The organism is Novosphingobium piscinae (assembly GCF_014230355.1).
GTDB lineage: Bacteria > Pseudomonadota > Alphaproteobacteria > Sphingomonadales > Sphingomonadaceae > Novosphingobium > Novosphingobium piscinae.
On sequence record NZ_JACLAX010000002.1, the window covers coordinates 43361 to 67199 of the forward strand.

At 69.0% G+C, this 23839-nt stretch carries 17 protein-coding genes and 1 tRNA gene; 11 read left to right on the forward strand and 7 right to left on the reverse strand.

What is annotated here, in order from left to right; genetic code table 11:
- Positions 1–320 precede the first annotated feature (320 nt).
- Together H7F53_RS02225 and H7F53_RS02230 are read right to left on the reverse strand one after the other, a co-directional pair.
- A complete protein-coding gene (locus H7F53_RS02225) occupies positions 321–2855 on the reverse strand; it encodes an ABC transporter permease (RefSeq protein WP_185677861.1) in 2535 nt (844 codons plus the stop codon).
- Positions 2852–3547: an ABC transporter ATP-binding protein gene (locus H7F53_RS02230; RefSeq protein ID WP_379542839.1), complete on the reverse strand. Its 696-nt coding sequence runs from the start codon at positions 3545–3547 to the stop codon at positions 2852–2854. The genes H7F53_RS02225 and H7F53_RS02230 overlap by 4 nt, the downstream gene beginning before the upstream one ends.
- Before the next feature lie 45 nt (positions 3548–3592).
- Between H7F53_RS02230 and H7F53_RS02235 the strand changes: the two genes are divergently transcribed.
- Positions 3593–4291, forward strand: coding sequence for an arylesterase (locus tag H7F53_RS02235; RefSeq protein ID WP_185677862.1), 699 nt, complete (start codon positions 3593–3595; stop codon positions 4289–4291).
- 6 nt (positions 4292–4297) lie between these two features.
- Here H7F53_RS02235 and recF read toward each other — a convergent pair whose 3' ends face one another.
- Together recF and H7F53_RS02245 are read right to left on the reverse strand one after the other, a co-directional pair.
- The gene (gene recF / locus H7F53_RS02240) at positions 4298–5377 is read right to left on the reverse strand and encodes a DNA replication/repair protein RecF (RefSeq protein ID WP_185678114.1); all 1080 of its coding nucleotides are present in this window, start codon (positions 5375–5377) and stop codon (positions 4298–4300) included.
- 91 nt (positions 5378–5468) lie between these two features.
- A complete protein-coding gene (locus H7F53_RS02245) occupies positions 5469–6260 on the reverse strand; it encodes a queuosine precursor transporter (protein WP_185677863.1) in 792 nt (263 codons plus the stop codon).
- 59 nt (positions 6261–6319) lie between these two features.
- Between H7F53_RS02245 and H7F53_RS02250 the strand changes: the two genes are divergently transcribed.
- Positions 6320–6396 (forward strand) — tRNA-Arg (locus H7F53_RS02250).
- A gap of 185 nt (positions 6397–6581) precedes the next feature.
- Here the strand turns inward: H7F53_RS02250 and H7F53_RS02255 are convergent.
- Positions 6582–9131, reverse strand: a complete 2550-nt coding sequence (locus tag H7F53_RS02255) for a TonB-dependent receptor (protein ID WP_185677864.1) — start codon at positions 9129–9131, stop codon at positions 6582–6584.
- Between the two features lie 140 nt (positions 9132–9271).
- Here H7F53_RS02255 and H7F53_RS02260 point away from each other — a divergent pair, with 140 nt between their 5' ends.
- The 7 genes from H7F53_RS02260 (at position 9272) to H7F53_RS02290 (ending at position 18070) form a co-directional block, all read left to right on the forward strand.
- Entirely contained in the window at positions 9272–10030 is a 759-nt protein-coding gene (locus H7F53_RS02260; protein WP_185677865.1) for a GntR family transcriptional regulator, read from the forward strand.
- A 2-nt stretch (positions 10031–10032) separates the two neighbouring features.
- On the forward strand, positions 10033–10965 hold the full coding sequence (locus H7F53_RS02265; protein WP_185677866.1) for a hydroxymethylglutaryl-CoA lyase: 933 nt from the start codon (positions 10033–10035) through the stop codon (positions 10963–10965).
- Between the two features lie 4 nt (positions 10966–10969).
- Positions 10970–13018 carry a hydantoinase/oxoprolinase family protein gene (locus H7F53_RS02270; RefSeq protein ID WP_185677867.1) on the forward strand — a complete coding sequence of 683 codons (2049 nt, stop codon included), beginning with the start codon at positions 10970–10972 and terminating at the stop codon, positions 13016–13018.
- 112 nt (positions 13019–13130) lie between these two features.
- Positions 13131–15017, forward strand: coding sequence for a hydantoinase B/oxoprolinase family protein (locus H7F53_RS02275; RefSeq protein WP_185677868.1), 1887 nt, complete (start codon positions 13131–13133; stop codon positions 15015–15017).
- Between the two features lie 12 nt (positions 15018–15029).
- Positions 15030–16214, forward strand: coding sequence for a CoA transferase (locus H7F53_RS02280; protein WP_185677869.1), 1185 nt, complete (start codon positions 15030–15032; stop codon positions 16212–16214).
- An 11-nt stretch (positions 16215–16225) separates the two neighbouring features.
- The gene (locus H7F53_RS02285; RefSeq protein WP_185677870.1) at positions 16226–16858 is read left to right on the forward strand and encodes an N-carbamoylsarcosine amidohydrolase; all 633 of its coding nucleotides are present in this window, start codon (positions 16226–16228) and stop codon (positions 16856–16858) included.
- A 159-nt stretch (positions 16859–17017) separates the two neighbouring features.
- Positions 17018–18070 (forward strand): glycosyltransferase family 4 protein, encoded by a 1053-nt coding sequence (locus H7F53_RS02290; protein ID WP_185677871.1) that lies wholly within the window; start codon positions 17018–17020, stop codon positions 18068–18070.
- On the opposite strand, the gene H7F53_RS02295 is transcribed toward H7F53_RS02290, so the two are convergent.
- Both H7F53_RS02295 and H7F53_RS02300 read right to left on the reverse strand, forming a co-directional pair.
- On the reverse strand, positions 18055–19599 hold the full coding sequence (locus tag H7F53_RS02295) for an MFS transporter (protein ID WP_246438438.1): 1545 nt from the start codon (positions 19597–19599) through the stop codon (positions 18055–18057). The genes H7F53_RS02290 and H7F53_RS02295 overlap by 16 nt on opposite strands.
- Positions 19600–19740: 141 nt before the next feature.
- A complete protein-coding gene (locus H7F53_RS02300; RefSeq protein WP_185677872.1) occupies positions 19741–20775 on the reverse strand; it encodes a LacI family DNA-binding transcriptional regulator in 1035 nt (344 codons plus the stop codon).
- A 244-nt stretch (positions 20776–21019) separates the two neighbouring features.
- On the opposite strand from H7F53_RS02300, the gene H7F53_RS02305 reads away from it, so the two are divergent.
- Both H7F53_RS02305 and H7F53_RS02310 read left to right on the forward strand, forming a co-directional pair.
- Entirely contained in the window at positions 21020–22366 is a 1347-nt protein-coding gene (locus H7F53_RS02305) for a TonB-dependent receptor plug domain-containing protein (protein WP_185677873.1), read from the forward strand.
- A gap of 240 nt (positions 22367–22606) precedes the next feature.
- Positions 22607–23773: an outer membrane beta-barrel protein gene (locus H7F53_RS02310; protein WP_185677874.1), complete on the forward strand. Its 1167-nt coding sequence runs from the start codon at positions 22607–22609 to the stop codon at positions 23771–23773.
- Positions 23774–23839 lie beyond the last annotated feature (66 nt).

Sequence of the window (23839 nt, forward strand, 5' to 3'; positions counted from 1 at the left end):
GAACCGACCGTTGGCGGCCGATACCCGTCATCCCGGCGCAGGCCGGGATCTCTCACCCCGCCGCAGAAGATGCCAGCCTGCGCTGGCATGACGGGATGGAGGGGAGGGCCGACATGGGCTCGGCGGCTTGTACCCCATACCCGTCATCCCAGCGAAAGCTGGGATCTCCCGCCTCGCCGCGGAAGATGCCAGCCTGCGCTGGCATGACGCTGGGTTTGGCTTTGGGCAGGCCATGAGCGGCAGCCCCGTCTACCTAGCAAGCCACGTCTCCTCCCCACCCGGCCCCGCCATTCCCGCAGCGGGGAACCGGCCCCGGCGGATCACAGCTCGCGCAGCACCCGCGAGGGCCGCTCGCGCAGCACGGGCAGCGTCGCCGCCACGGCGAAGCCCAGCACGAGGGCCAGCCCGGCCGCCAGCACGGCGGCGATCGCCGGCCAGCTCGGCAGCCATTCGAAGTCGAACAGCTGGACCACGATGCCCCAGGCCACTCCGGTGCCGAGCGGCAGGGCCACGACCGCGAGCAGCAGGCCGAGCACGGCATATTCCCCCAGCAGCACGGCCAGCACCTGGCCCCGGCTGGCGCCCAGCACGCGCAGCACGGCGGTGTCGTAGGTGCGCGTGCGCCGCGAGGCGGCAATCGCGCCGAGCAGCACCGCCAGCCCCGCCAGCACCGCCACCCCGGCGGCGGCGAGGATCGCCACGCTCATCCGGTCGAGCAGCGCGCGGGCGTCCTTCAGCACGGCGCCGGTCTCGACCACCGAGGCGGCCGGGAAGGCGCGCACCAGCGCGCGCAGCAGTCCGCCGCGGGGCGCTCCCGCGGGCAGGTCGATCGTGGCCGCGAGGTTGTGCGGGGCATCGGCCAGCATGTTCGGGCTGAACACCAGCACATAGTTGAAGCCCAGCGAATCCCAGTCGATCCGCCGGAACGAAGCGATCCTCGCCTCGCGCTCCACCCCGAGCACGCTGACCGCGATGCGATCACCCAGCCTGAGTCCGAGCGAGGCGCCCAGTTTCTCGTCGACCGAGACCAGCGGCGGCCCGGCATAGTCGGCCGGCCACCACTCGCCCGCGGTCAGCACGTTGCCCTCGGGCACGGCCGCGGCATAGGTCAGGCCGCGTTCGCCGCGCAGGGCCCAGGCGTCTTCCGGGATCGCCTTGAGATCGGCCACCCGCACCATGCGTCCGGCGGGGCCATAGGCGAGGATCGCGCCGCGCAGGTTGGGCACCATGCGCACCTGCGCCCCCGGCGCGGTGCGGTCCACTGCGGCGCGGAACGCCGCGGCGCGGTCGCGCGGGACGTCGAGCACGAAGAAGTCGGGCGCGCGCTGGGGTACCCGCGCGGCGATATTGGCGTCGAGGCTCGACTGCACCGCGGCGAGCAGGACGAAGGCCGACAGCCCGAAGCCGAGCGCGGTGACCAGCGCCACGGTCTGCGCCCCCGGCCGGTGCAGATTGGCAAGGGCGGTGCGCAGCAGCGGCTGGCGCGGGCGCGGCATTACCGCAACCACCCGGCGCAGCAGCACGCCGAGGCTGGCGAGCAGGGCCAGCGTGGCCGCTGCGCCGCCGAGGAAGCCCAGCGTCACCAGCGGCTGCGCGGCGGTGGCGAGGGCGAGGGCCACCAGCGCGGCCAGGCCCAGGCCGATCGGCCAGGCCGCACCGCGCCAGGCCTGTCGCAGCGGATCGACCCGCGCGCGCATCAGTGCCATCGCGGGAAAGGCGCGTGCCGCCGCCAGCGGCCCGGCGGTGAACACCAGGGCGACCAGCAGACCATAGGCGGCAGCGCGCGCCAGTGCGGCGGGATCGATCACCACCCCGGGGGTGAGCGGCAGGAGATCGCCCAGCGCCGCGCCGAGCAGCGGGGTGACCAGCACGCCCACCACCAGTCCCGCCAGCGTGGCAGCCAGCGCCGCGGCGCCGACCTGCAGCAGGGTGATGCGGGCAATGTCCGCTCCGGTCGCGCCAAGGACCTTGAGCGTGGCGATGCTGGTGCGGCGGCCCTCGAGATAGGAGGACACGCCCAGCCCGATCCCGATTCCGGCGATCACCAGCGCGGCCAGACCGACCAGCACCAGGAACTCGCCCATGCGTTCGACGAACCGCTCGGTGCCCGGGGCGGCGTTGTCGCGGGTCCGCAGCGCCAGCCCGCTCTGCGGGAAACGGCGCTTCAGGCTGTCGGCGGCTTCGGCCGGATCGTAGGGCCGGGCAAAGGCCACCCGCGCCCGCGTGCGGAACTGCGCGCCCGGCGCGGTCAGGCCGGCGGCAGCCGGGAAGCTGTCGGCAACGATGACCGGCGGGCCCCAGGCGAAGCCTTCGCCGAGCCGGTCGGGCTCGTCGGCGATGATCCCGCCCACGGTCAGCGGGCGACCGGCAATGGTGAAGCGCTGGCCCGGCGCCAGCCCGAGCCGCTCGGCCGCGCCCTCGGCCAGCCAGGCCTGCCCCGGCGGCGGCGCGCCCACCAGCCGGCCGTCGCTCAGCCGCAGCCGGCCGACCAGTGGCCAGTTGCGGTCAACCGCCTTGAGCTGGACCGGCGCGGTCAGGTCGCCGGCGCTGGCCATGGCTTGCATCCGCACGCCCAGGCTCACCCGGCCCAGTGCGGCCAGCGCGGCGCGCTCGTCCGGGGTCAGCGCGCGCTGCCACACCTCGAGCCCGATATCGCCGCCGAGGATGGCGCGGCCGCGGGTCGCCAGCTCGCGCTCGATCGATCCGGTCAGCGATCCGATCGCCGCCAGCGCCGCCACGCCCAGGAACAGGCAGGTCAGCAGCAGCCGCAAGCCCTTGAACCGGGTCGACAGGTCACGCCGGGCGATCCGCCAGGCGCGCGACCAGGGGAGCGGCGGCGGCGTGGGAATGGTCATCCGGCGCGGCGGTCGGCGACGATGTGGCCGTCGGCCAGGGTAATCACCCGGTCGGCCCGCGCGGCCAGCTCGGCATCGTGGGTGATCAGCACCAGCGTGGCGCCGGCCTCGGCGCGGCGGGTGAACAGCAGATCGACGATCGCCGCGCCGGTGGCGCCGTCGAGGTTGCCGGTCGGCTCGTCGGCGAAGAGCAGCGCGGGGCGCGGCGCCAGTGCACGGGCGATCGCCACGCGCTGCTGCTCGCCGCCCGACAGCTGGGCCGGGTAATGGTCAAGCCGGTGGCCGAGGCCAACCGCCTCCAGTTCGCGCGCCGCCACCGTCCAGGCGTCGGCCTGCCCGGCCAGTTCGAGCGGGGTGGCGACGTTCTCCAGCGCGGTCATGGTCGGCAGCAGATGGAAGGCCTGGAGCACGATCCCGATCCGCCCGCGCCGGGCCAGCGCCAGGGCATCCTCATCGAGCGCGGCGAAATCGGCACCGGCCACCGCCAGGCTGCCGCCGCTCGCCCGCTCCAGCCCCGAAAGGACCGCCATCAGCGAGCTCTTGCCCGAGCCCGAGTGGCCGAGCAGGGCCAGGGTCTCTCCCGGCGCCACGGTCAGGTCGATGCCCTTGAGGATGGTGGTGGCACCGATCGTCAGCGTGAGACCGCGGGCGGCGATGACCGGCACGGTATTTTCGGGGGAAGGGGTTGTCACCCCGCGGAGATGACATAGCTTTCGCAGGTGCGGCAAGGAGGGAAAATGTACAGGCTTGTATCACTGCTGGCGCTGGCCGCCCTGGCCGCCTGCTCGCGCGGGGCCCCGCCGGTGCCCGAGCCGGGCGCGAGCAGCCCTGCTGCCGTCGAGGCGCCCGCCCTGCCGCCGGTGATGGGCCCCGAGCGGCGCATCCTGGCCGTGGGCGACAGCCTGTTTGCCGGATACGGCCTGGCCAGCCCGGCCGAGAGCTATCCGGCCCGGCTCGAGGCCGCGCTGCGCGCCCGCGGCATCAACGCGCGGATCGCCAATGCCGGGGTTTCGGGCGACACCAGCGGGGCCGGTGCCGAACGCTTCGCTTTCGTGCTGAAAAGCCAGCCGCGCAAGCCCGACCTGATCCTGCTCGAATTCGGCGGCAATGACGTGCTGCGCGCGCTCCCGCCCGAACAGACCCGTGCCAACCTCGACCGCATGCTGGCCGAGGCGCGCGCGCAGGGCGTGCCGGTGGTGCTGATGGGCCTGCTCGCCCCGCCGAACCTCGGGCCCGACTACAAGGCCCGGTTCGAGCCGATCTATCCGGCGCTGGCCAAGCAGTACGGCGCCCGGTTGGTGCCGTTCTTTCTCGCCCCGGTGATCGGCAAGCCCGACCTGATCCAGGACGACCATATCCATCCCAATGCCCGCGGCGTGGATGAGATCGTGGCGGCCAGCGTGGAGCAGGTGGCGGGAGCCCTGCCGCGGTCGTGACGTGGTTTATGCGCGGGCCACCGCGCCTCCGCTGACCCGCCACACCGCCGCTTCGGCGCGGATCGCGCTGAACGGCGGCAGTTCGGTTCCGGTCAGCCAGACCTGCGCCCGGCCTTGACGCAGCCGGTCGAACAGGGCTTCGCGGCGCAGCGGATCGAGATGCGCCGCCACCTCGTCCAGCAGCAGCAGGGCAGGGCGGTCGGGATCGAGCAGCCCGGCGTGGGCCAGGGTGATCGCGATCAGCATGGCCTTCTGTTCGCCGGTCGAGCACTCGGCGGCGGCCTGGCCCTTGCCGGCCATGGTCACCATCAGATCGTCGCGGTGCGGGCCGATCAGGGTGCGCTGGGCGGCCCGGTCGCGGCGGCGGCCCTCGCGCAGCGCGGCGGCCAGCGCGGCGGGGGTACCCGGTCCGCCGGCAGCCAGGACCAGCTCGGGGCGGGCGAACGGGGCCTCGGGCAGGGTGGCCAGCGCGGCCTGCAGCGCCGTGACCAGCCGCACCCGCGCCGCGGCCACGGCTCCGCCGGCTTCCGCCAGTTGCCCCTCGATCGCGTCAAGCCACGCCGGATCGGGCTCGCCCGGCTCGGCCAGCAGGCGGTTGCGTTCGCGCAGCGCGGTCTCGAGGCGGGCGGCCTGACGGGCGTGATCGGGCTCAAGGGCCAGCACCAGCCGGTCAAGGAAGCGCCGCCGCGCCCCCGCGCCCTCCATAAACAGGCGGTCCATCGCCGGGGTCAGCCAGCCCAGTGCGAGCCATTCGCCCAGCCGCACCGCGGGCACTTCGGCCTGGTTGACCTGCACGAGGCGCCGCCCCGGCCGTTCGGGCTGGGTACCGGTGCCCAGCCGCACCGGCCCCGCGCGTGTGGCCAGCTCGGCGCTGACCGCAAAGCCGCCCGGGCCGCCCTGCGCGGCAATGTCGGCCAGCGCGGCGCGGCGCAGCCCGCGCCCGGGCGCCAGCAGCGAGAGCGCCTCGAGCACGTTGGTCTTGCCGGCGCCGTTTTCCCCGACCAGCAGGTTGAACTGCGCCGTGCCGTCAAGCGCGGTCTCGCGGTGGTTGCGGAACTGGCCGAGGAGGATGCGGTCGAGCGCCATGGGACGGCTCACGCCCTACCGCGCCGGGCCGCGCGGCGCCATGGGAAAGGCCCGCCGGATCACGATCCGGACCGGCCGCGGCAGAGGGCGCTCACCCGGTCTTGGCGAAGGGCGAGAAATCGATGTCGGTGTCGAACACGTCCACCCCCTCGCGCGCCTTGAGATAGCCGACCACGGCATAGGTCACCGGGGTCAGGGCCACTTCCCAGGCCACCTTGAGCGCCCAGTTGGTGATCATCACCTGGACCACCAGCTCGGGGGGCCACACGCCCAGGAACGCCAGCGGATAGAAGATCACGCTGTCGACCGCCTGGCCGAACACGGTCGAGCCGATCGTGCGGGTCCACAGCTTGGTGCCGCCGGTCCAGACCTTCATCTTGGCGAGCACGAACGAGTTGACGAACTCGCCGCACCAGAACGCGATCAGCGAGGCCGCGGCGATGCGCCAGGTGCTGCCGAATACCGAGACGTAGGTGGCCTGGCAGATCGTGCCGGGATCGCTCTTGGCCAGCACCTCGGCGAAGCGCGGATCGGCGCTGGCGGCGCAACCCCAGCCGGGCGAGGGCGGCATCGCCACCACGACCGTCGACATGAAGGCCATGAAGGCCAGCGCGACGAAGCCGGTCCACACACAGCGCCGGGCATTGGCATAGCCGTAGACCTCGGTCAGCACGTCGCCCAGCACGTAGGACACCGGGAAGAACAGGATCCCGGCGCCGAAGGTATAGCCCGCCACGGTCGACGACTTGGCCGCCCCGATCAGGTTCGACAGCAACAGGATCGCGACGAAGGCGGCGATCATGTAATCGAAGTAGCGGAAGTGGCGGCGCCCCCCGGCGCTGCCGCTGATACGGGCAAGATCGTGCGGTGCGGGAGCGTCCATGGTGGAACCCTATCGTGGTTTGCACGAGGCGCAAAGCGTGCTTAAGAGCACCCCGGCGCGCGCCCATAGCTCAGCTGGATAGAGCGCGAGACTTCTAATCTTGAGGCCGCAGGTTCGACTCCTGCTGGGCGCGCCACACGCTGCCTCATGCGACGAAGGCGGTCCATCGACCGGCTTGTTCCCGTGCCCGGAAGGGAAGCGGGGCACTCCGCCGGCTTGGCCGGTCGGGAGCGCCCCGCATCGCTGGTGTGCTTCGCTCGGGAAGCGTCCGACAGTGCGACCCGTCGGGCTCTGCGCCGCCGCTTGTGCGGACCGGGCGGCTCAGAACTTGTAGGCCAGCTCCGCGCCGACGGTGCGGCGGGCGCCGGGGGAAATGAACGATCCGCCGAACTCGATCGCCGGGATCACCTCGGCGAGGAACTTGCGGTTGAACAGGTTCCGCGCGAAGCCGGTCACCGTCACGTTGCCCATTTCGAGGCTGGCCCGCAGGTCGGCCACGGCGAAGGCATCGCGCCGCGACAGCGCGTAGTTGGCGTTGCCGGTGGCTGGCGGGAAGGCCGACAGCTGCGAGATCGGCAGCAGCCCGGAGAAGATCGTCGGGCGGATCTGGTTCTGCACGGTGCTGAACCAGGTGGGGCCAGTGATCCGGTAATCGCCGCGCAGCACGAACTTGCCGAGGCCATCGAAATCGTGCGTGACCTCGGTGCCGAAGTTGATGGTGTAGTCCGCGGTGTAGGGCGACTTGTTGCCGACGGTGTAGGGGCGCGAGCCGTTCTTCTTGATCTCGCTCTCGGTCACGTTGCCCGAACCGAACACCCGCCAGCCGGGCACGATCTTGACGTTGACGCTCAGCTCGGCGCCGGTGATGTCGACCCGGTCGATGTTCGAGACCACGCGCAGCAGGCCGAAGCTGCCGACGAAGAACTCGAAGAACTGCATGTCGGTGACGCGGGTGTAGTAGCCGGCGAGGTCGAAGGTGACACGGTCGTCGAGCAGGCTGCCCTTGAAGCCCACTTCGAAGGCGCTCGACTTCTCGCGGCGGTACTGGTCGGTGATGCTGACCCCGGCGTTGATCGTGCCGGGGGTGACGCCGTTGTTGAAGCTGGCGTTGACCACGGCCGAGGAGCCCTGGTTGTTGAACCCGCCCGACTTGAAGCCGATCCCCCAGTTCGCATAGAGATTGAGGCCCTCGGTCGGCTTCCACGCCAGGGTGACCTTGGGCTCAAGCAGCGAGAAGGTCTTCTGCTGCGGGCGCAGCGGCCCGAACGCCTGACCGGGGTTGATCGGGCCGCCGGTGAACGGATCGGTCGCGGTGGGAACCAGCGAGCTGGTCTTGCGATCCTCCGAATCGTAGCGCAGCGCGAACCCGGCGTTGAGCTGGTCGTTCGGCTTGTACTCGACCGAGCCGAAGCCGGCGAAGACGTTCGTGTTGAACTTGTCGGCCAGCAGCAGCGAGGTGGGGTTGGTCGAGGTGGGGGCGTTGTAGAGCTGCTTGATCACGCCCTGGCCGAGGTCGGCGCCGAGGCTGACCCCGGTGGTGCGGTCGATGTGCAGGAAATAGCCGCCGAGCTGCCAGCTGACCGGGCCGGTACCGTTGGACACCAGGCGCAGCTCGCCGCTGACGTCCTTCTGTTTGCGCAACTGGTACTGGATGCCGTCGCAGGTGGTCGGGCTGTAGGGGCCGAAGGTCGAGCCGTTGGTCGGCGCGAACAGGAACGGCACGGGCAGGGCGCCGATGAAGCCCGGCTGGTTGACCGCATAGCCGGTGAGCGCTGCGGTCGAGGCGAAGCACTGGTTGACCGCCGCCTGGCCGGCCGGATTGCTGGCCGAGATGTAGCGCGCGAAATCAGCCGAGGTGCCGTCCGCGACAAGATCCTGGTTGATGTTCGAGTAGAGCACCCAGCCGATCAGCTTGGCCTTGCCGAGATCGTGCTCGACCTTGAGCGAGATGTCGAAACTCGTCTGGTCGTTGGTCGGGCGGATGTTGTTGTAGAAGTTGAACGGGTGCTTGTTGACGTCCTCGTAGAAGGCCGGGTTCACGGCGGCGAAGTTGGGCAGGGCAAAGGCCGCATTGAACGGCAGCGAGGCACCGTGGAACTCGGCGTAGCGGGCCTTGAAGTCGATCTTCGTGTTGGGGCCGACATCGGCCATGATCCGCCCGTCGACCGCCCAGCTGCGGTGATCGTCGACCACGGCGGCATTGTTCAGGAACTTGTTGCGGAAGAACCCGTCGGACCGGTCGTACATGCCCGAGACGACGAAGCCGGCGGTTTCGCCGAGCGGGCCGGCGAGGTTCGCCCGGCCGATCCAGGTGTTGTTGTTGGCATAGGCCAGCGCCGCGCTGCCGGAGAGCTGCTCGGTCGGCTTGAGGGTCTGCACCGCGATCGCGCCCGCGGCAGCGTTGCGGCCGTAGATCGCGCCCTGCGGTCCCTTGAGGATTTCCACCTGGCTGAGCGTGCCCTGGGCCTGGTTGAGCTGGGCGGTGTTGGTCTTGAGGATGCCGTCGACGACCAGCGCGACCGAGCTTTCCGCGTCGCGGGCCCCGTTCATGCCGCGAATGTTGATCTGGGTGTCGCCGGCCTCGGCCGTGCCGGTGACGATCGTCACGCCAGGGGTCAGCTTGGTGAAGTCCTCGGCCTTGGTCGAGCCGGTCCGGGTCAGCGCGGTGGCGGTCAGCACCGCCACCGAGGCCGGCACGTCCTGCAGCCGCTCGGTCTGGCGGCGGGCCGTGACGATGATCTCCTCGCCTTCCCCGCCGGCGGCATCCTGCGCCAGGGCGGGGGTGGCGGCAAGCGCGCCGGCCAGGATCGAGGCGGATAGCAGCCACCGGGCAGCCGGACGGCGGACTTGGTCAAGACCAATCTTGCTCATGATGTCACTCCCTGTTGCACGCAGGCGCCGCGATTCCGGTGCTGCCCAACGCTTCCCCACGGCCGCATCCCCCATGCGGCGTCTTGCAACATGAGGGGTATTGTATACAAAGAGGCCGCGTCAAGCATTTTGAGGGTAGCATGTCCCGCGCCTCCGACCGCGCCTACACCATGATCCGCGGGCTGATCCTGTCGGGCGAGCTCGCCCCCGGGGCGCAGCTCGGGGAAGAGGCCCTGGCCGAGTTGTGCGATGTCTCGCGCACGCCGATCCGCGACGCCTTGCGCCGCCTTGAGGCGGACCTCCTGATCCGCCGCACCGGCACCCAGCGCAGCTTCGTGGCCGACTGGTCGCTGGCCGACGTGGAGGATGCCTTCGAGCTGCGCGGCATGCTCGAGGCCCATGCCGCACTGCGCGCCTGCCAGCGCATGGACGACGAGGCGCTGGCCCGCCTGCGCCGCTGCAATGCGCGGATTCGCCGGGCTATCGAGCGGGCCGTTCCGGACGTGTCCGGGTTCATGAATGCCAACCGGGAGTTTCACGGCGTGATCCTCGAGCAGGCCCGCTCGCGGCGGCTGACTGCCCTTTTGGGCACGTTGGTGGAGCAGCCGGTGGTGCGCCGCACGGCGGAACAGTACAGCACGGCGCAGCTCAGCCAGTCATGGCGCGAGCACGACGAGCTGATTGCTGCGTTCGAGCGCCGCGACGGCGTCTGGGCCCAGGCCGTGATGCTGGGGCACATCCGTCGCGCGTTTCATGCCTATGCCGATGCGCACAAGCGGCAGGCGCCTGACGGTGCCGGTGACGTGTCGGAAAATTGTATCCAGAATGGTGAGGTCGCGGGGAGTGGTTCCCCGCCGGCCGATGGCCGCCCGCAGGCGGCGATGGCAGCGGAGGCATAGTGATGGCTGGCGACCCCCCGGTCCCGGAGCGGATCGAGTTCGTCGAGGTCGGGCCGCGTGACGGTCTGCAGAACGAGAAGGTGCTGATTTCCACCGAGAGCAAGCTGGCCCTGGTGGCGCGGGCGATCGCGGCGGGAGCCCGGCGGATCGAGGTGACGAGCTTCGTCAATCCGCGCCGGGTGCCGCAGATGGCCGATGCCGAGGCCGTCTGCGCCGGCCTGCCCGAGCGGCCCGACGTGACCTATATCGGCCTCGTCATGAACGCGCGCGGCGCCGAACGCGCCCTGGCCACCGGACGGGTCGACCAGCTCGGTGCGGTCTGTGTCTCGACCGATGCCTTCGCCATGGCCAACCAGGGCCAGACCAGCGCGGAATCGGCGGCGGCGGCCATGGAGATCGTCGCCATGGCCCAGGCCGCCGGGCGCAGCGGCCAGATCACGATCGGTGCGGCCTTTGGCTGCCCGTTCTCGGGCGAGGTCGCCGAAGCCGGCGTGATCGCCCTGGCGCAGCAGCTGGCGGCGGCCCGACCGGCCGAGATCGCGCTGGCCGACACGATCGGCTGCGGCAATCCGGCCCAGGTCGCGCGGCTGGTCGCCGGGGTGCGCGCGGCCGCGCCCGGCGTGCCGGTGCGGGTCCATTTCCACAACACCCGCGGCACCGGCCTCGCCAACGTCTGGGCCGCGGTCCAGGCCGGGGCGAGCGTGGTCGACGCTTCGATCGGCGGCCTGGGCGGGTGCCCCTTCGCCCCGGGCGCGGCGGGCAACGTGGCCAGCGAGGACGTGGTCTACATGCTCGAGCGCGCCGGAGTGGCGACCGGCATCGACCTCGCGGAGATCATCGCCGCCAGCCAGTGGCTCAGCGGCATCATGGGCCGAACCTTGCCGGGCATGGCGGCGCAGGCGCCGCTGTTCCCGCAGACTATCGAAGGAGCTTGAGCGGATGGGCTATCGTCTGGGCGTCGATGTGGGCGGGACGTTTACCGACCTGCTGCTGTTCGACACGGCAAGCGGGGCATTCTGGCGGCACAAGACGCCGTCCACCCCGCACGATTCGTCCGAGGGCATCCTCAACGGGGTGACCGCGATCTGCGACAAGGCCGGGGTCGAGGCCAAGGACATCGAGTTCTTCCTCCACGGCACGACCGTGGCGACCAACGCCGTGCTCGAGGGCAAGGGCGCGCGGGTCGGGCTGGTCACCACCGAGGGCTATCGTCACATCATGCAGATCGCCCGCAGCTTCGTGCCGGGCGGCCTCGCTGGCTGGATCATCTGGCCCAAGCCGACCCCGCTCGCCGCGCTCGAGGACACGGTCACGATCAAGGGCCGGATGAGCGCGGAGGGCGCCGAGATCCGCCCGATCGACGATGATGACATCCGCACCGCGCTCGGCTGCCTCAAGGGGCAGGGCGTCGAGGCCGTGACCGTCTCGCTGATCAATGCCTATGCCAATGGCGCGCACGAGCAGCGCGTGGGCGCGCTGGCGGCCGAGATCCTCCCCGGGGTGCCGGTCTCGCTCAGCCACGAGGTCCTGCCCGAGATGCAGGAGTACGAACGCACGCTGACCACGGTGGCCAATGCCGCGGTCCGCCCGGTGGTGGGCAAGTATGTCTCCAACCTGCGCAGCCGGCTGGCCGCGGCGGGCATGGCCGGCAATCTCTCGCTGCTGCGCTCCGACGGCGGGCTGATGTCGGCCCACAAGGCCGAGGAGCAGCCGGTCAACATTCTCATGTCCGGGCCAGCGGGCGGCGTGACCGGGGCGCTATGGGTGGCGCGCAATGCCGGGCTCAAGAACATCCTCACGCTCGACGTCGGCGGGACCTCCACCGACGTCGCGCTGATCGAGAACCTCGAGCCGCGCCGCCAGCGCGAGACCGAGGTGGGCCACCTCAAGGTCCGCGCCTCGGCGCTCGACGTGAAGACCGTGGGCGCCGGCGGTGGCTCAATCGCCTATGTGCCGGAACTGACCAAGGCGCTGCGCGTCGGGCCGCAGTCGGCCGGTGCGGTGCCGGGGCCGGTGGCCTATGGCAAGGGCGGCACCCTGCCGACCGTGACCGACGCCAACGTGGTGCTGGGCTACCTGCCCGAGAACCTGCTGGGCGGCACCTTCCAGCTCGACCGCGAGGGGGCGAAGCGGGCGGTGCAGACCATCGCCGATGCCCTGGGCATCGACCTGATGGCCGCGGCGCGCGGGATCATCGACATCGTCAACGAGAACATGTTCGGCGCGCTGCGGATGATCTCGGTCCAGCAGGGCTACGATCCGCGCGACTTCGCGCTGATGGGCTTCGGCGGGGCGGGGCCGCTCCACGTCAATGCCGTGGCGCGGCTGATGGGCTCGTGGCCCGCGGTCTCGCCGGTTTCGCCGGGCGTGCTCTGCGCGCTGGGCGATGCCACCACCCGCATGCGCACCGAAACCGCGCGCAGCTTCTCGCGGCTGGCCGGCAGCGCCACGGCCGAGGAGTTGATCGGCATTCTCGACGAAATGGCCGCGCAGACCCGCGCCGACCTGATCGCCGATGGTGTGCCCGAGGCCGAGATCGCGACCACCTTCGAGATCGACGTGCGCTATGCCGGGCAGGCCTTCGAGGTGCCGCTGACGATCACCGCCGACGTGCTGCGGGCCGACGGGATTGCCGGGATCCTCGCCCGGTTCGACGCCGAGCACCACCGCCTGTTCACCTTCAACATGGATACCCCGCACGAGATCGTGAACCTGCGCGCCGTGGCCATGGGCCGCGCGCTCGACCTGCCAGCGGCCGAGCTGCCCAAGGGCGACGGCAATCCGGTGGCGGCGAAGATGCGCGACCATGTCCTGTGGATGGACGGGCGCGAACAGGCCGCAGTGATCTACGACCGTGCCAAGCTGCGCCAGGGCGATGTGATCCCCGGGCCGGCGATCGTCTGCGAGATGGATTCGACCACCCTGATCGAAAGCGGCTGCGTCGCCACGGTCGATGCGGTCGGCAACATCCTGATCAATCTCAAGTGACCCATTCCTTCCTCCTCCGTTCGTGTCGAGCGAAGTCGAGACACGTCGCGCGGCGTCTCTCGACTTCGCTCGAGACGAACGGGGTGAGGGCTATCTGGCAAGGAACGCGTTGATGCCTGCTACCATCGTCGAAACCAACCACACCCCCTTCGCGAAGATCGCGATCGACCCGGTCACGCTCGACATCATCGAGAACGCGCTGCGCAATGCTCGCATCGAGATGGACGCCACCCTGGTGCGCACCGCGATGTCGCCCGGCATCCGCGAGCAGGGCGACGCCTTCCCGCTGATCGCCGACCACTCCGGCAAGATGATCGTCGGCCAGTTCGGCAGCTTCATCGACGGCTTCCTCCGCGGCTACAGCGGCACGCTCGAGGACGGGGACATGATCTTCCTGTCCGATCCCTATTCGTGCGAGGGCGCGGTGAGCCATGCCAACGACTGGCTGGTGCTCTACCCGGTGTTCAAGGACGGCCGGTTGCTCGCCTACACCGCGATGTTCGGCCACATGAGCGACATCGGCGGCAGCGTGGTCGGCTCGATGCCGATCAAGGCGCGCTCGATCTTCGAGGAAGGGGTGCGCATCCCGCCGGTGAAGATCTGGAAGAAGGGCGAGTACAACGACGAGGTGATCCGCGTGATCATGCACCAGGTGCGCAAGCCCGACTGGTGCCAGGCCGATCTCAACGCGATCATCGCCTCGTGCCGGGTCGCCGCGCGCCGCGTGATCGAGATGGCCGACCGCTTCGGCGACGATGTCTATGTCTCGGCCACGCAGGAGCTGCTGGCGCGCAACCACCGCGCGATGCAGGCCCTGATCGGCATGGCGATCGCCGAGGAGCCGGTCAGCTTCGAGGACTATATCTGCGATGATGGCGTGGGGCAGGGACCCTACCGGATCAAGTGCACGATGTGGCGCGAGAACGGCCGCGTGGTGCTCGATTTCGCCGGTACCGATCCGCAGAGCAGCGCCTCGATCAATTTCTATCTCAATGAAAACATGTTCAAGATGTTCTTCGGCATCTACATGATCATGGTCTTCGATCCGCAGATCCTGTTCAACGACGGGTTCTATGACCTGATCGACGTGCGCATTCCCGAAGGCTCGCTGCTCAAGCCGAAGTTCCCCGCGGCCCTGTCGGGGCGGACCCACGCGCTGGGGCGGATCTTCGACATCCTTGGCGGGCTGCTGGGGCAGAAGACCCCCGAATTCCTCAACGCCGCCGGCTTCTCGTCGAGCCCGCACCTGTTCTATTCGGGCAACGATACCCGCCCGGGCAAGGGTGGCGAATGGTTCCAGCTGTTCCAGATCGGCTTCGGCGGGATTCCCGGCCGGCCGATGGGCGACGGGCCTGACGGGCACTCGCTCTGGCCGGGCTTCACCAACGTGCCCAACGAGTTCCTCGAGCGCTACTTCCCGATGATCATCGAGCGCTATGAATGCGAGCCCGACAGCGGCGGCGCCGGGCTGCATCGCGGCGGGAACGGGATCCGCATGACCTACCGCTTCCTGGCGGACGGGACGATCTCGATCCACGACGATCGCTGGTTCGTCCCGCCCTGGGGGGTCAACGGCGGCGAGCCGGGCAAGCGTGCGCGCAAGATCATCGAGAAGCCCGACGGCAGCCAGGTCATCGTCGGCAACAAGGTCGAGGAACTGGCCGTCTCGGCGGGCGATCAGCTGCACTTCATCACCTGGGGCGGTGGCGGCTGGGGTGATCCGCTCGAGCGCGACCCGGCGCTGGTCGGCAAGGAGATCGTCCAGGGCCTGATCACCGCCGAAGGTGCGCGCGAGTACGGTGTGGTCGCCAATGCCGGCGGCACGGTCGACCTCGCCGCGACCGCTGCGCTGCGGGCCGAGCTGCGCGCCGGACGCGGGGCGTTGCCGCTGTTCAACTTCGGCCCCGGCATCGATGCGCTGCGCGCCGGCTGCCTGGCCGAGACCGGATTGCCCGCGCCGGTCCAGCCGGTCTGGCCGTTGGCCGTGGCGGCGGAATAGGAGCGGCAAGCGGTGAGCGGGGCACTGCGCGGACTGCGCGTGATCGAGATGGGCCAGCTGCTGGCGGGACCGTTCTGCGGCCAGCTGCTGGGCGACATGGGCGCCGATGTGATCAAGGTCGAACCGCCGGGCGCGGGCGATCCGATGCGCCAATGGGGCCAGGGCAGCGAGAAGGTGCAGTGGGAGGTCATCGCGCGCAACAAGCGCTCGGTTTCGGCCAACCTGCGCGTGCCCGAAGGCCAGGCGCTGGTGCGCCGGCTGATCGCCCATGCCGATATCGTGATCGAGAACTTCAAGCCGGGCACGCTGGAGAAGTGGGGCATGGCCCCGGTCACGCTGCTGGCCGCGCATCCCGGCCTGATCATCGCGCGCATGTCAGGCTATGGCCAGACCGGCCCCTATTCGGACCGTGCCGGCTTCGGCGGGATCGGCGAGGCGATGGGCGGGTGGCGCTACATCGTCGGCGAACCCGACCGGCCGCCGAGCCGCATGGGTGTGTCGATCGGCGACACCCTGACCGCGACCTACGGCTGTCTGGGCGTGCTGGCTGCCCTGCACCACAAGACCATGACCGGCGAGGGCCAGGTGATCGACGCCGCGCTGTATGAAAGCGTGCTGCAGGTGATGGAAGGGCTCGTGCCCGAGTACGACCGCATGGGGCTGATCCGCGAGCGCTCGGGGTCGATCCTGACCGGGATCGCGCCCTCCAATGTCTATGCCTGCAAGGACGGCGAATACATGATCGGGGCGAACAAGGATTCGCTGTGGAAGCGGCTCGCCGCCGCCATGGGCCGGCCCGAGCTGGGCGACGATCCGCGCTATGCCACGCACGTCGCGCGGGGCGAGAACCAGCTCGAGCTCGATGCGCTGATCAACGCCTGGACCCGTACCCTGACGGTCGAGGAGGTGGACGCGCTGATGATCGCCCACTCGATCCCCGCAGGCCGGGTCTACCGCGCTCCCGACATGATCGCCGATCCGCACTTCCAGGCGCGCGAGGCGATCATCGAGGTCGAGACCGAGCGGTTCGGTCCGCTCAAGATGCAGGGAGCCTTCCCCAAGTTCTCGGCGACTCCGGGCGGGGTCCGGCGTCCGGCGCCGGCCCAGGTCGGGCAGCACAATGCCGAGATCTATGGCGAACTGCTCGGCATCGGGCCTGACGAGCTGGCGGCGATGGCCGCGGCCGGGGTGGTGTGAGCAGCGGGGCGATGAGCGACGAGCTGACCCAGAACTACGCGGGCGCCTTCGATGGCCACCTGCCGTTCGGCCGCAGGCCGGCGCTGCTGGTGATCGACCTGGTGCTGGCCTACACCACCCCCGGCTCGCCGCTCTATGCCGGACCGGGGATCGCGGACGTGATGGCCTGCACCGAGCGGCTGGTGGGCGCGGCCCGCGCCGCCGGCGTTCCGGTGATCTTCACCAATGTGGAGTATACCCCCGGCGGCGCCGATGGCGGCGTGTTCTACCGCAAGGTACCGGCGCTGCGGCTGTTCGAGCGCGGTGCGCCGCTGGGGGCCTTTCCCCCCACGCTCGCGCCGCGCGACGGAGAGGTGGTGATCACCAAGCGCTACGCCTCGGCCTTCTTCGCCACCCCGCTCGCCGCGCTGCTGACCGCTCAGGGGATCGACACGGTGCTGCTGGCCGGCGTCTCGACCAGCGGCTGCGTGCGCGCCAGCGCGCTCGATGCCTGTCAGCACGGATTCCTGCCCTTCGTGGTGCGCGACGCCTGCGGCGATCGCCACCCCGCCCCGCACGAGGCCAACCTGTTCGACCTGCAGGCCAAATATGCCGAAGTGATCGGTGAAGCCCAGGCCCTGGCCCACCTCGCTGCGCTGGGGTGAAACCTGGTCCGCCCGGTGCCCTTCGTTGGCCTCGACCCTCTGCCTTGCCTTGATAGATCAAGCAGTTTCTGTTTAGTCCGCACCATCGCGACTGCTGTGTTGGTGGCGATCTGCAGGCTGCAGTGCTGACGCGGCCGGGACTTTGTTGTGGGGTCGACGATGGAACAAGATGATGCCGCCTCGACCCGGACGTGGCTGATCGCTGCCGCTTTCTTCACAGCTCCACAAAATCAGTGGATTGATGATTTCGTGCCGGCACCGCGCCGGCATCGCTTTTCGAAGATTCCCAGTCAGTCTGCCGAACTCAACTGGCATAATCGCAAGACCCGGTACTCCGGCTTGTCCCAGTGGGCCAGTCACTGGGAACATGGCAAACGGATCTTCGCGCAACTCGGTCGGCAGGATGGGATCATTACAGTCTTTCCCCCGCTGGCCTTGGTCGCCGCGGTTCGCAAACTGTTGTATCGCCGCAGGAATCCCCTTGTCGCCTACTGCTTCAACGTCGGGGCTGCGCCCGGGGTTTTGCGGCGCGTGATCGGACGGATCGCATTTCGGGCTTGCGACGCGATCGTGGTCCACTCCAGTGCTGAAATCACGCTGGTCAACAAGTGGTTCGCGGTTGACCCGGCACGCATCCACTTTCTGCCGTTGCAATGCGGCGTCCTGAAGCCGCGGCCCTCGGAACAGGGCGAGCCCTACGTCGTGGCAATGGGCTCTGCCAATCGCGACTATCCTGTGCTGATTGAGGCTGCGGCCCGCACCGGAATCCGTACCATTATCGTGGCGGCGCCGCGTATCCTTGAGGGGCTCAACCAACCGGATAACGTCGAGTTTCTGCATGGCTTGTCGATGGAAGATTGCCGGTCGTTGGTGGCAGGCGCACGCTTCAGCGTCATTCCGCTGACGGATGGCGAAGCCTCGTCGGGACAGATTACCCTGGTCGAGGCCATGCGACTGGGCTGCCCGACCATCGCAACCTCGACCATCGGGACGGTGGATTATGTGCGCGACGGTGCAACCGGGTTCCTCGTCCCCCCCGGTGACCCGGCTGTGTTGGCTGAAGCGATGCGCCGTCTATGGGACGATGACGAGCTGCGAGAGGGTGTAGCCCAGCGGGCCCGCGCTTATGCCGAAGCCGAGTTGTCCGATGAAGCCGCCGGACGCCGTCTATCGGCTTTGCTCGACCGGTTGGTGGATCAGGAACGAGCCTGAGGCCGAGATCCCGTTGCGGGTGCTGAAGCCTGCTGCCGGACCGATCCCGGCTGCTCCAGTCGCCAGGCTGTCAGAGCGGCGGCGGCCATGGTTGCCGCCGCGAAGGCGAAGGTCCAGATCGGTTCGGTGGGAAAGAACAGCCGCATGATCGTGCCCATCACCGTCGCGACCAGCAGCTGGGGGATCACGATGAACACGTTGAACAGCCCCATGAACACGCCCAGCTTCTGTTGCGGCAGCGCGCCGGCCAGGATCGCGTAGGGCAGGGCGAGCAGCGCGGCCCAGGCGATGCCGATGCCCAGCTCGCAGGCGACAAGCCAGCGCGGATCGCGCACCACCAGATAGCCGGCGAACCCGGCCGCGCCGCAGAGCAGGGCGAGCCCGTGGGCCCGGGCCTTGCCGAGCCGGCTCGCCAGCAGCGGCACCACGGTGAGCGCGGCAAGCGCGGCCACGCCGTTGTAGACCGCGAAGAGCACATCGACCCAGTTGGCGGCGGTTTGGTAGGCGGGGCTGTCGGCGGTGGCCGCGCCGAACTGGTATTGCGCGACGACCGGGGTGGTGTTGATCCACATGATGAACATGGCCGACCAGCTGAGGAACTGCACCAGCGCAAGCCGCTTCATCAGTGGCGGCATCCCGGTGAGGTCGCCGACGATGCTGGTCAGGGCGCCGGCCGGATGGCCCGCCTTGACCCTGCGGATTGCTGCTGCGGTCAGCACCCCGTAGCCGGCGAGCAGGCCAGCGAGGAGATAGAGCTCCTGTTCGAGCCCGACTCCCCAGGTCAGTCCGGCGAGCGCGAGCCCACCGGTGATCCAGCCCAGCGGCTGGCCCAGGCCGCGCCGGGCGAGGTGCTCGGCGGTGGGCGGGGCGGCCGCGGCCGTCGCCGCGGCGAACCGTGCCATCTCCGCGGGCGTGTATTCGCGGGTGGTGAACAGGGTCCACAGGACCGAGGCGAGCAGGGCGGTGCCGCCGAACCAGAAGCTGATCCGGACCGTTTCGGGAATGGTCCCCACCGGCGCCGTGTTCGACACCCCGACAAGGTCGAGCAGCCAGGGAAACAGCGAGCCGACCACCGCGCCAGCACCGATCAGACCGGTCTGGATGGCATAACCGGCGGTATGCTGGTGTGCGGGCAGCATATCGCCGACGAAGGCGCGGAACGGCTCCATCGCGGTGTTGAGGCTGGCGTCGAGCATCCACAACAGCAGCGCGGCCATCAGCAGGCCGCTGCTGTAGGGCATCAGCACCAGGGACAGCGCGGCCAGCACGGCCCCGGCCAGAAAGTAGGGCCGGCGCCGTCCGAGCCGGCCAAGCCAGGTGCGGTCCGAGAGGTGGCCGATCAGCGGCTGGACCAGCAGCCCGGTCAGCGGGGCGGCGATCCACAGTGCCGGCAGATCATCGATGCGCGAGCCCAGCGACTGGAAGATCCGGCTCATGTTGGCGTTCTGCAGGGCGAAGCCGATCTGGATCCCGAAGAAGCCGAAGCTGATGTTGCACAGCCCGCGCAGGCTCTGGGTGGGCTTGTCCATGCGACTCCTCTCAACCGGGTGCGGTGCGCGTTCCGGCGCCGCTGCCGGCCACCTCGCTGGCATGCGGCGCGGCGCGCGGCAACATGCATACGAATACCCTTGGCGCGCCGGACAGCTGGGCGGCCCGCTGCCGAACCGGGTTCAGCCCGCGGTGCTGCCGCGCACGACCAGCCGCGCGGGGATCACCGTCGGTGGCGGTTCGCGTCCTTCGATGCGGGCCACCACGGTATCGACCAGCAGGTTGCCGGCGGCCTGCATGTCCTGGACCAGGGTGGTCAGCGGCGGGTTGGTGTGCCGCGCGGCGAGGATATCGTCGAAGCCCACCACGGCCACGTCGCCGGGCACGGTCAGGCCCGCCTCGGTGAGCGCGCGCATCGCGCCGATCGCGATCAGATCGCTCGCGGCGAACAGCCCGTCGAAGGCCGCGCCGGCGTCGAGCAGCGAGCGGGCTGCCGCATAGCCCGATTCCTCGAAGCTCACCGCATTGCGGGTGAGGGCCGCATCATGGGCCACGCCGGCCTCGGCGAGTGCCGCCAAGAGTCCATGGTAACGCATTGCAAATTCTGGATAATGTTCGTCCGGCTGGCCGATGAAGGCAATCCGTCGCCGGCCCAGCGCCAGCAGGTGTTCGCCGGCCAGGCGGCCGCCGCCGGCGTTGTCCGAGCCGACCGTGCCACCGATTCCGTCATCCTGGACCGAGCCCCACCGGACGAACTGGGTGCCCTGCCGCACCAGCTGGTCGAGCCGGCTCTCGTACAGGGTGTAATCGCCATAGCCGAGCAGGATCAGGCCATCGGCGCGGTGGCTGTCCTGGTAGCGGACGTGCCAGTCGTCCTCCATCCGCTGGAACGAGATCAGCAGATCGTAACCCTGCGCGGCGCAGCGCGCGGTGATCGAGGCGAGCATCGCGAGATAGAACGGATTGATCTTGGTATCGTCGGGGGTCTGCTCCTCGAAGAACAGCAGGGCGATCGTGTTCGAACGCTGCGAGCGCAGCGACGAGGCGTTCTTGTCGACCGAATAGTGCAGGTCCCGCGCAATCGCCTCGATGCGCTGGCGGGTGGCGAGACTCACCGACTTGGATCCGCGCAGCGCGCGGCTGACCGTCGGTTGCGAAACACCCGCAAGATAGGCGATGTCAAAGCTTGTCGGCTTGGTCGATCGCGTCCGACCCATGCCCGTTTTCTCCCACCCCGACTGATCCCGATGACGCTACGTCTTGCTTTGTTCTGGAGCTCTTCTGCAGCTTTGTGGAGCCCGGTTGCATAAACTCGGTATACGTATGCCTTCTTCCGCCGCCAACCCCGTGGTGATTATTCGCAAGGCCACGACGGTTCGATCCACCCAGTGGACGGCCGCTTCGCAGCACTGAGCGCCACCCCGTCCCGGGAGCATGGCGTGGATCAGGGGGAGGATAAACGTGGCACTTCGTACTCAGCTTTCAGCCGCATTCGGCGTTTCGGTGATGGCTCTCGCCGTGGCCGCCACGGCGCTGCCCGGCGCGGCCCGGGCCCAGTCGGCTCCGGCCAGGGAAGGCGCTGGCGAGGGCGTTGGCGAGGCGGCTGCCGAAGAAGGCATCATCGTCACCGGCATCCGCGCCGCGATCAACAGCTCGACCACGCAGAAGCGCCTGAACACCTCGATTGTCGAAGTGATCAGCGCGGAAGACCTGGGCAAGCTGCCCGACATGTCGATCGCGGAATCGCTGTCGCGCCTGCCTGGGTTCACCACCCAGCGCCTGGACGGTCGCGCCAACGTGGCCTCGATCCGCGGTCTGGGCCCGGACTTCACGACGACCCTGCTCAATGGGCGTGAACAGGTCAGCATCAACAACAACCGCGGGGTCGAGCTGGACCAGTACCCCGCCGAACTGCTGAACGGCGCGACGGTCTACAAGACCCCTGACGCCATGCTGATCGGCCAGGCGCTGGGCGGCACGGTCGACATGAAGACGATCCGTCCGCTGGCTTACGGCAAGACCCAGACCGTGATCACGGCGCGCGGCGAAATCAACAGCCTGAAGCAGCTCAACCCCGACATTTCGCGCAAGGGCTACCGCGTCAACCTGTTCCACGTTGGCCAGAACGCCGACAAGACCATCGGCTGGGCCTTCGGCTATGCCCGCATGCAATCGCCGATCCAGGAGCAGCGCTGGAACGCCTGGGGCTACCCGGACCTCAATGCGACCACCAGGGTGATCGGCGGCGCCAAGCCCTACGTGAAGTCGAACGAGCTGAAGCGCGACGGTCTGATGGGCGTACTCGAGTTCGAACCGAACGACCGGTTCCACACTACCTTCGACGGGTACTGGTCCAAGTTCAACGACAAGCAGCGCCTCCGGGGCATCGAGCTGCCGCTGCAGTGGTCGGCTGCCCAGCTGCAGCCGGGCTACACCACCCAGAACGGGCTGGTCACCTCGGGCCGCTTCACCGGCGTCGAAGCCGTGATGCGCAACGATGTCGTGAACCGCGATGCCGAAATCTTCGCCTTCGGCAACAACACCAGGTTCAAGGCCACCGACACGCTGACCTTCGAGCTGGACCTGAGCTACTCAAAGGTCACCCGCGTCGAGCAGAACCTGGAAATCTACCTTGGCACCGGTCGCGGTGGCGGGGTGGGGGCGACGGACAGCCTGGGCTTCACCATGCCGGCCTCGGGTGGGGTGATCACCTTTGCGCCGACGATCAACTACGCCGATCCCAACCTGTTCACCATCACCGATCCACAGGGTTGGAACAGCTGCGGCGGGACCGTGCCGAACTGCTAGGACGGCTTCATCAACCGACCGCGCGTCAAGGATCGGCTTAAGGCGATCCGCCTCCAGGCGATCAAGTCGCTCGGCGGGTTCTTCGACACCGTCACGGTCGGTGCAAACTACTCCGATCGGCGCAAGCAACTGGTCGACGAGGGCTTCGTCCTTACCAACAAGAGCTATCCGGGCAGCCCGCCGGTCCCGTCGAGCTACCTGTTCTCCCCGGTCTCGCTCGGCTTCATCGGTATCCCGGGCATGGTCTCGTTCGACTCCTGGCGGTACTACAATGACGGCAACTACAATTTGACCAGCGAGGCGCTGTGGACGCCGAGCCGTCTGACCAACAGCTACGTGGTCCGCGAAAAGGTGCTGACCGGCTATGTTCAGGGCAACATCGTCAGCGGCGGCCTGAAGGGCAATGTCGGCCTGCAGATCGTTCACACCAACCAGTCGGCGGATGGTTTCCGGGCATACAACCCGGGCAGCGGCACAATCTCCAGCCCGATCACCGATGGGGCCACTTACACCAACGCCCTGCCCAGCCTGAACCTGAGCTACGAACTCGCTCCTGACACTATCGTCCGCTTCGCCGCGTCGCGGATGCTCGCCCGGGCTCGCATGGACCGGCTCAACCCCGGTGTGAGCGCCAGCTTCAACCTGGCCAACAACGTGCCTGGCGCGAACATCAACCGTTCGCCGTGGTCGGGAACGGTCGGCAATGCGAAGCTACGTCCGCTGCTGGCCAACACGGCCGATTTGGCGATCGAGCGCTACTTCGGCAAGGGCGGCTACGTCAGCGCCGGGGCGTTCTACAAGCAGCTGGACGGCTGGGTCTACCGCCAGGACAACCTGTTCGATTTCACCGGCACCCCGACCCCCGGCAATGTCACGCCGACCTTCAACCAGGGCATTGTCTCGCAATGGCTCAACGGCACCAGCAAGGGCAAGCTGTTCGGATTCGAAGCGTCCGCCTCGTTCCCGTTCGCGACCTTCTCCGAGGCGCTCGACGGGTTCGGCATCCTGGGCAGCGCATCGTACAGCGAGAGCGAGGTCCGCGAGGGCAACAGCCCGCCGATCTCGATCCCCGGTCTGTCGTCATGGGTCATCAACGGCACGGCCTACTATGAAAAGAACGGCTTCCAGCTGCGTGCCTCGGCCCGCTACCGGTCGAAGTTCCTGGCCGAGGTCTCCGGGCTCAGCCTGGCGCGTGAACTGCAGATGGCCGCTGGCGAAACGATCGTCGATGCGCAGATCGGCTACACGTTCCAAAGCGGCAGCCTTGAAGGCCTGGGCATCCTGCTCCAGGGCACGAACCTGACCAATGCGCCGTTCAAGACCTACCTCAACAACGACGAGCGCCAGGTCCGCGACTATCAGCGCTATGGTCGCAACCTGATGCTTGGCGTGACCTACAAGTTCTGACTTAGCCGACGGGCCCGGTTTCGACCGGGCCTGTCGCAGAACTTCGGACCATGGTCGATCACAGCG

Excerpts from the sequence above, each read along its gene's own strand:
- H7F53_RS02225 (WP_185677861.1), bottom strand. The coding sequence starts at position 2,855 with ATGACCATTCCCACGCCGCCGCCGCTCCCCTGGTCGCGCGCCTGGCGG.
- H7F53_RS02235 (WP_185677862.1), top strand. The coding sequence starts at position 3,593 with ATGTACAGGCTTGTATCACTGCTGGCGCTGGCCGCCCTGGCCGCCTGC.
- recF (WP_185678114.1), bottom strand. The coding sequence starts at position 5,377 with ATGGCGCTCGACCGCATCCTCCTCGGCCAGTTCCGCAACCACCGCGAG.
- H7F53_RS02245 (WP_185677863.1), bottom strand. The coding sequence starts at position 6,260 with ATGGACGCTCCCGCACCGCACGATCTTGCCCGTATCAGCGGCAGCGCC.
- H7F53_RS02255 (WP_185677864.1), bottom strand. The coding sequence starts at position 9,131 with ATGAGCAAGATTGGTCTTGACCAAGTCCGCCGTCCGGCTGCCCGGTGG.
- H7F53_RS02260 (WP_185677865.1), top strand. The coding sequence starts at position 9,272 with ATGTCCCGCGCCTCCGACCGCGCCTACACCATGATCCGCGGGCTGATC.
- H7F53_RS02265 (WP_185677866.1), top strand. The coding sequence starts at position 10,033 with ATGGCTGGCGACCCCCCGGTCCCGGAGCGGATCGAGTTCGTCGAGGTC.
- H7F53_RS02270 (WP_185677867.1), top strand. The coding sequence starts at position 10,970 with ATGGGCTATCGTCTGGGCGTCGATGTGGGCGGGACGTTTACCGACCTG.
- H7F53_RS02275 (WP_185677868.1), top strand. The coding sequence starts at position 13,131 with ATGCCTGCTACCATCGTCGAAACCAACCACACCCCCTTCGCGAAGATC.
- H7F53_RS02285 (WP_185677870.1), top strand. The coding sequence starts at position 16,226 with ATGAGCGACGAGCTGACCCAGAACTACGCGGGCGCCTTCGATGGCCAC.
- H7F53_RS02290 (WP_185677871.1), top strand. The coding sequence starts at position 17,018 with ATGGAACAAGATGATGCCGCCTCGACCCGGACGTGGCTGATCGCTGCC.
- H7F53_RS02295 (WP_246438438.1), bottom strand. The coding sequence starts at position 19,599 with ATGGACAAGCCCACCCAGAGCCTGCGCGGGCTGTGCAACATCAGCTTC.
- H7F53_RS02300 (WP_185677872.1), bottom strand. The coding sequence starts at position 20,775 with ATGGGTCGGACGCGATCGACCAAGCCGACAAGCTTTGACATCGCCTAT.
- H7F53_RS02310 (WP_185677874.1), top strand. The coding sequence starts at position 22,607 with ATGGTCTCGTTCGACTCCTGGCGGTACTACAATGACGGCAACTACAAT.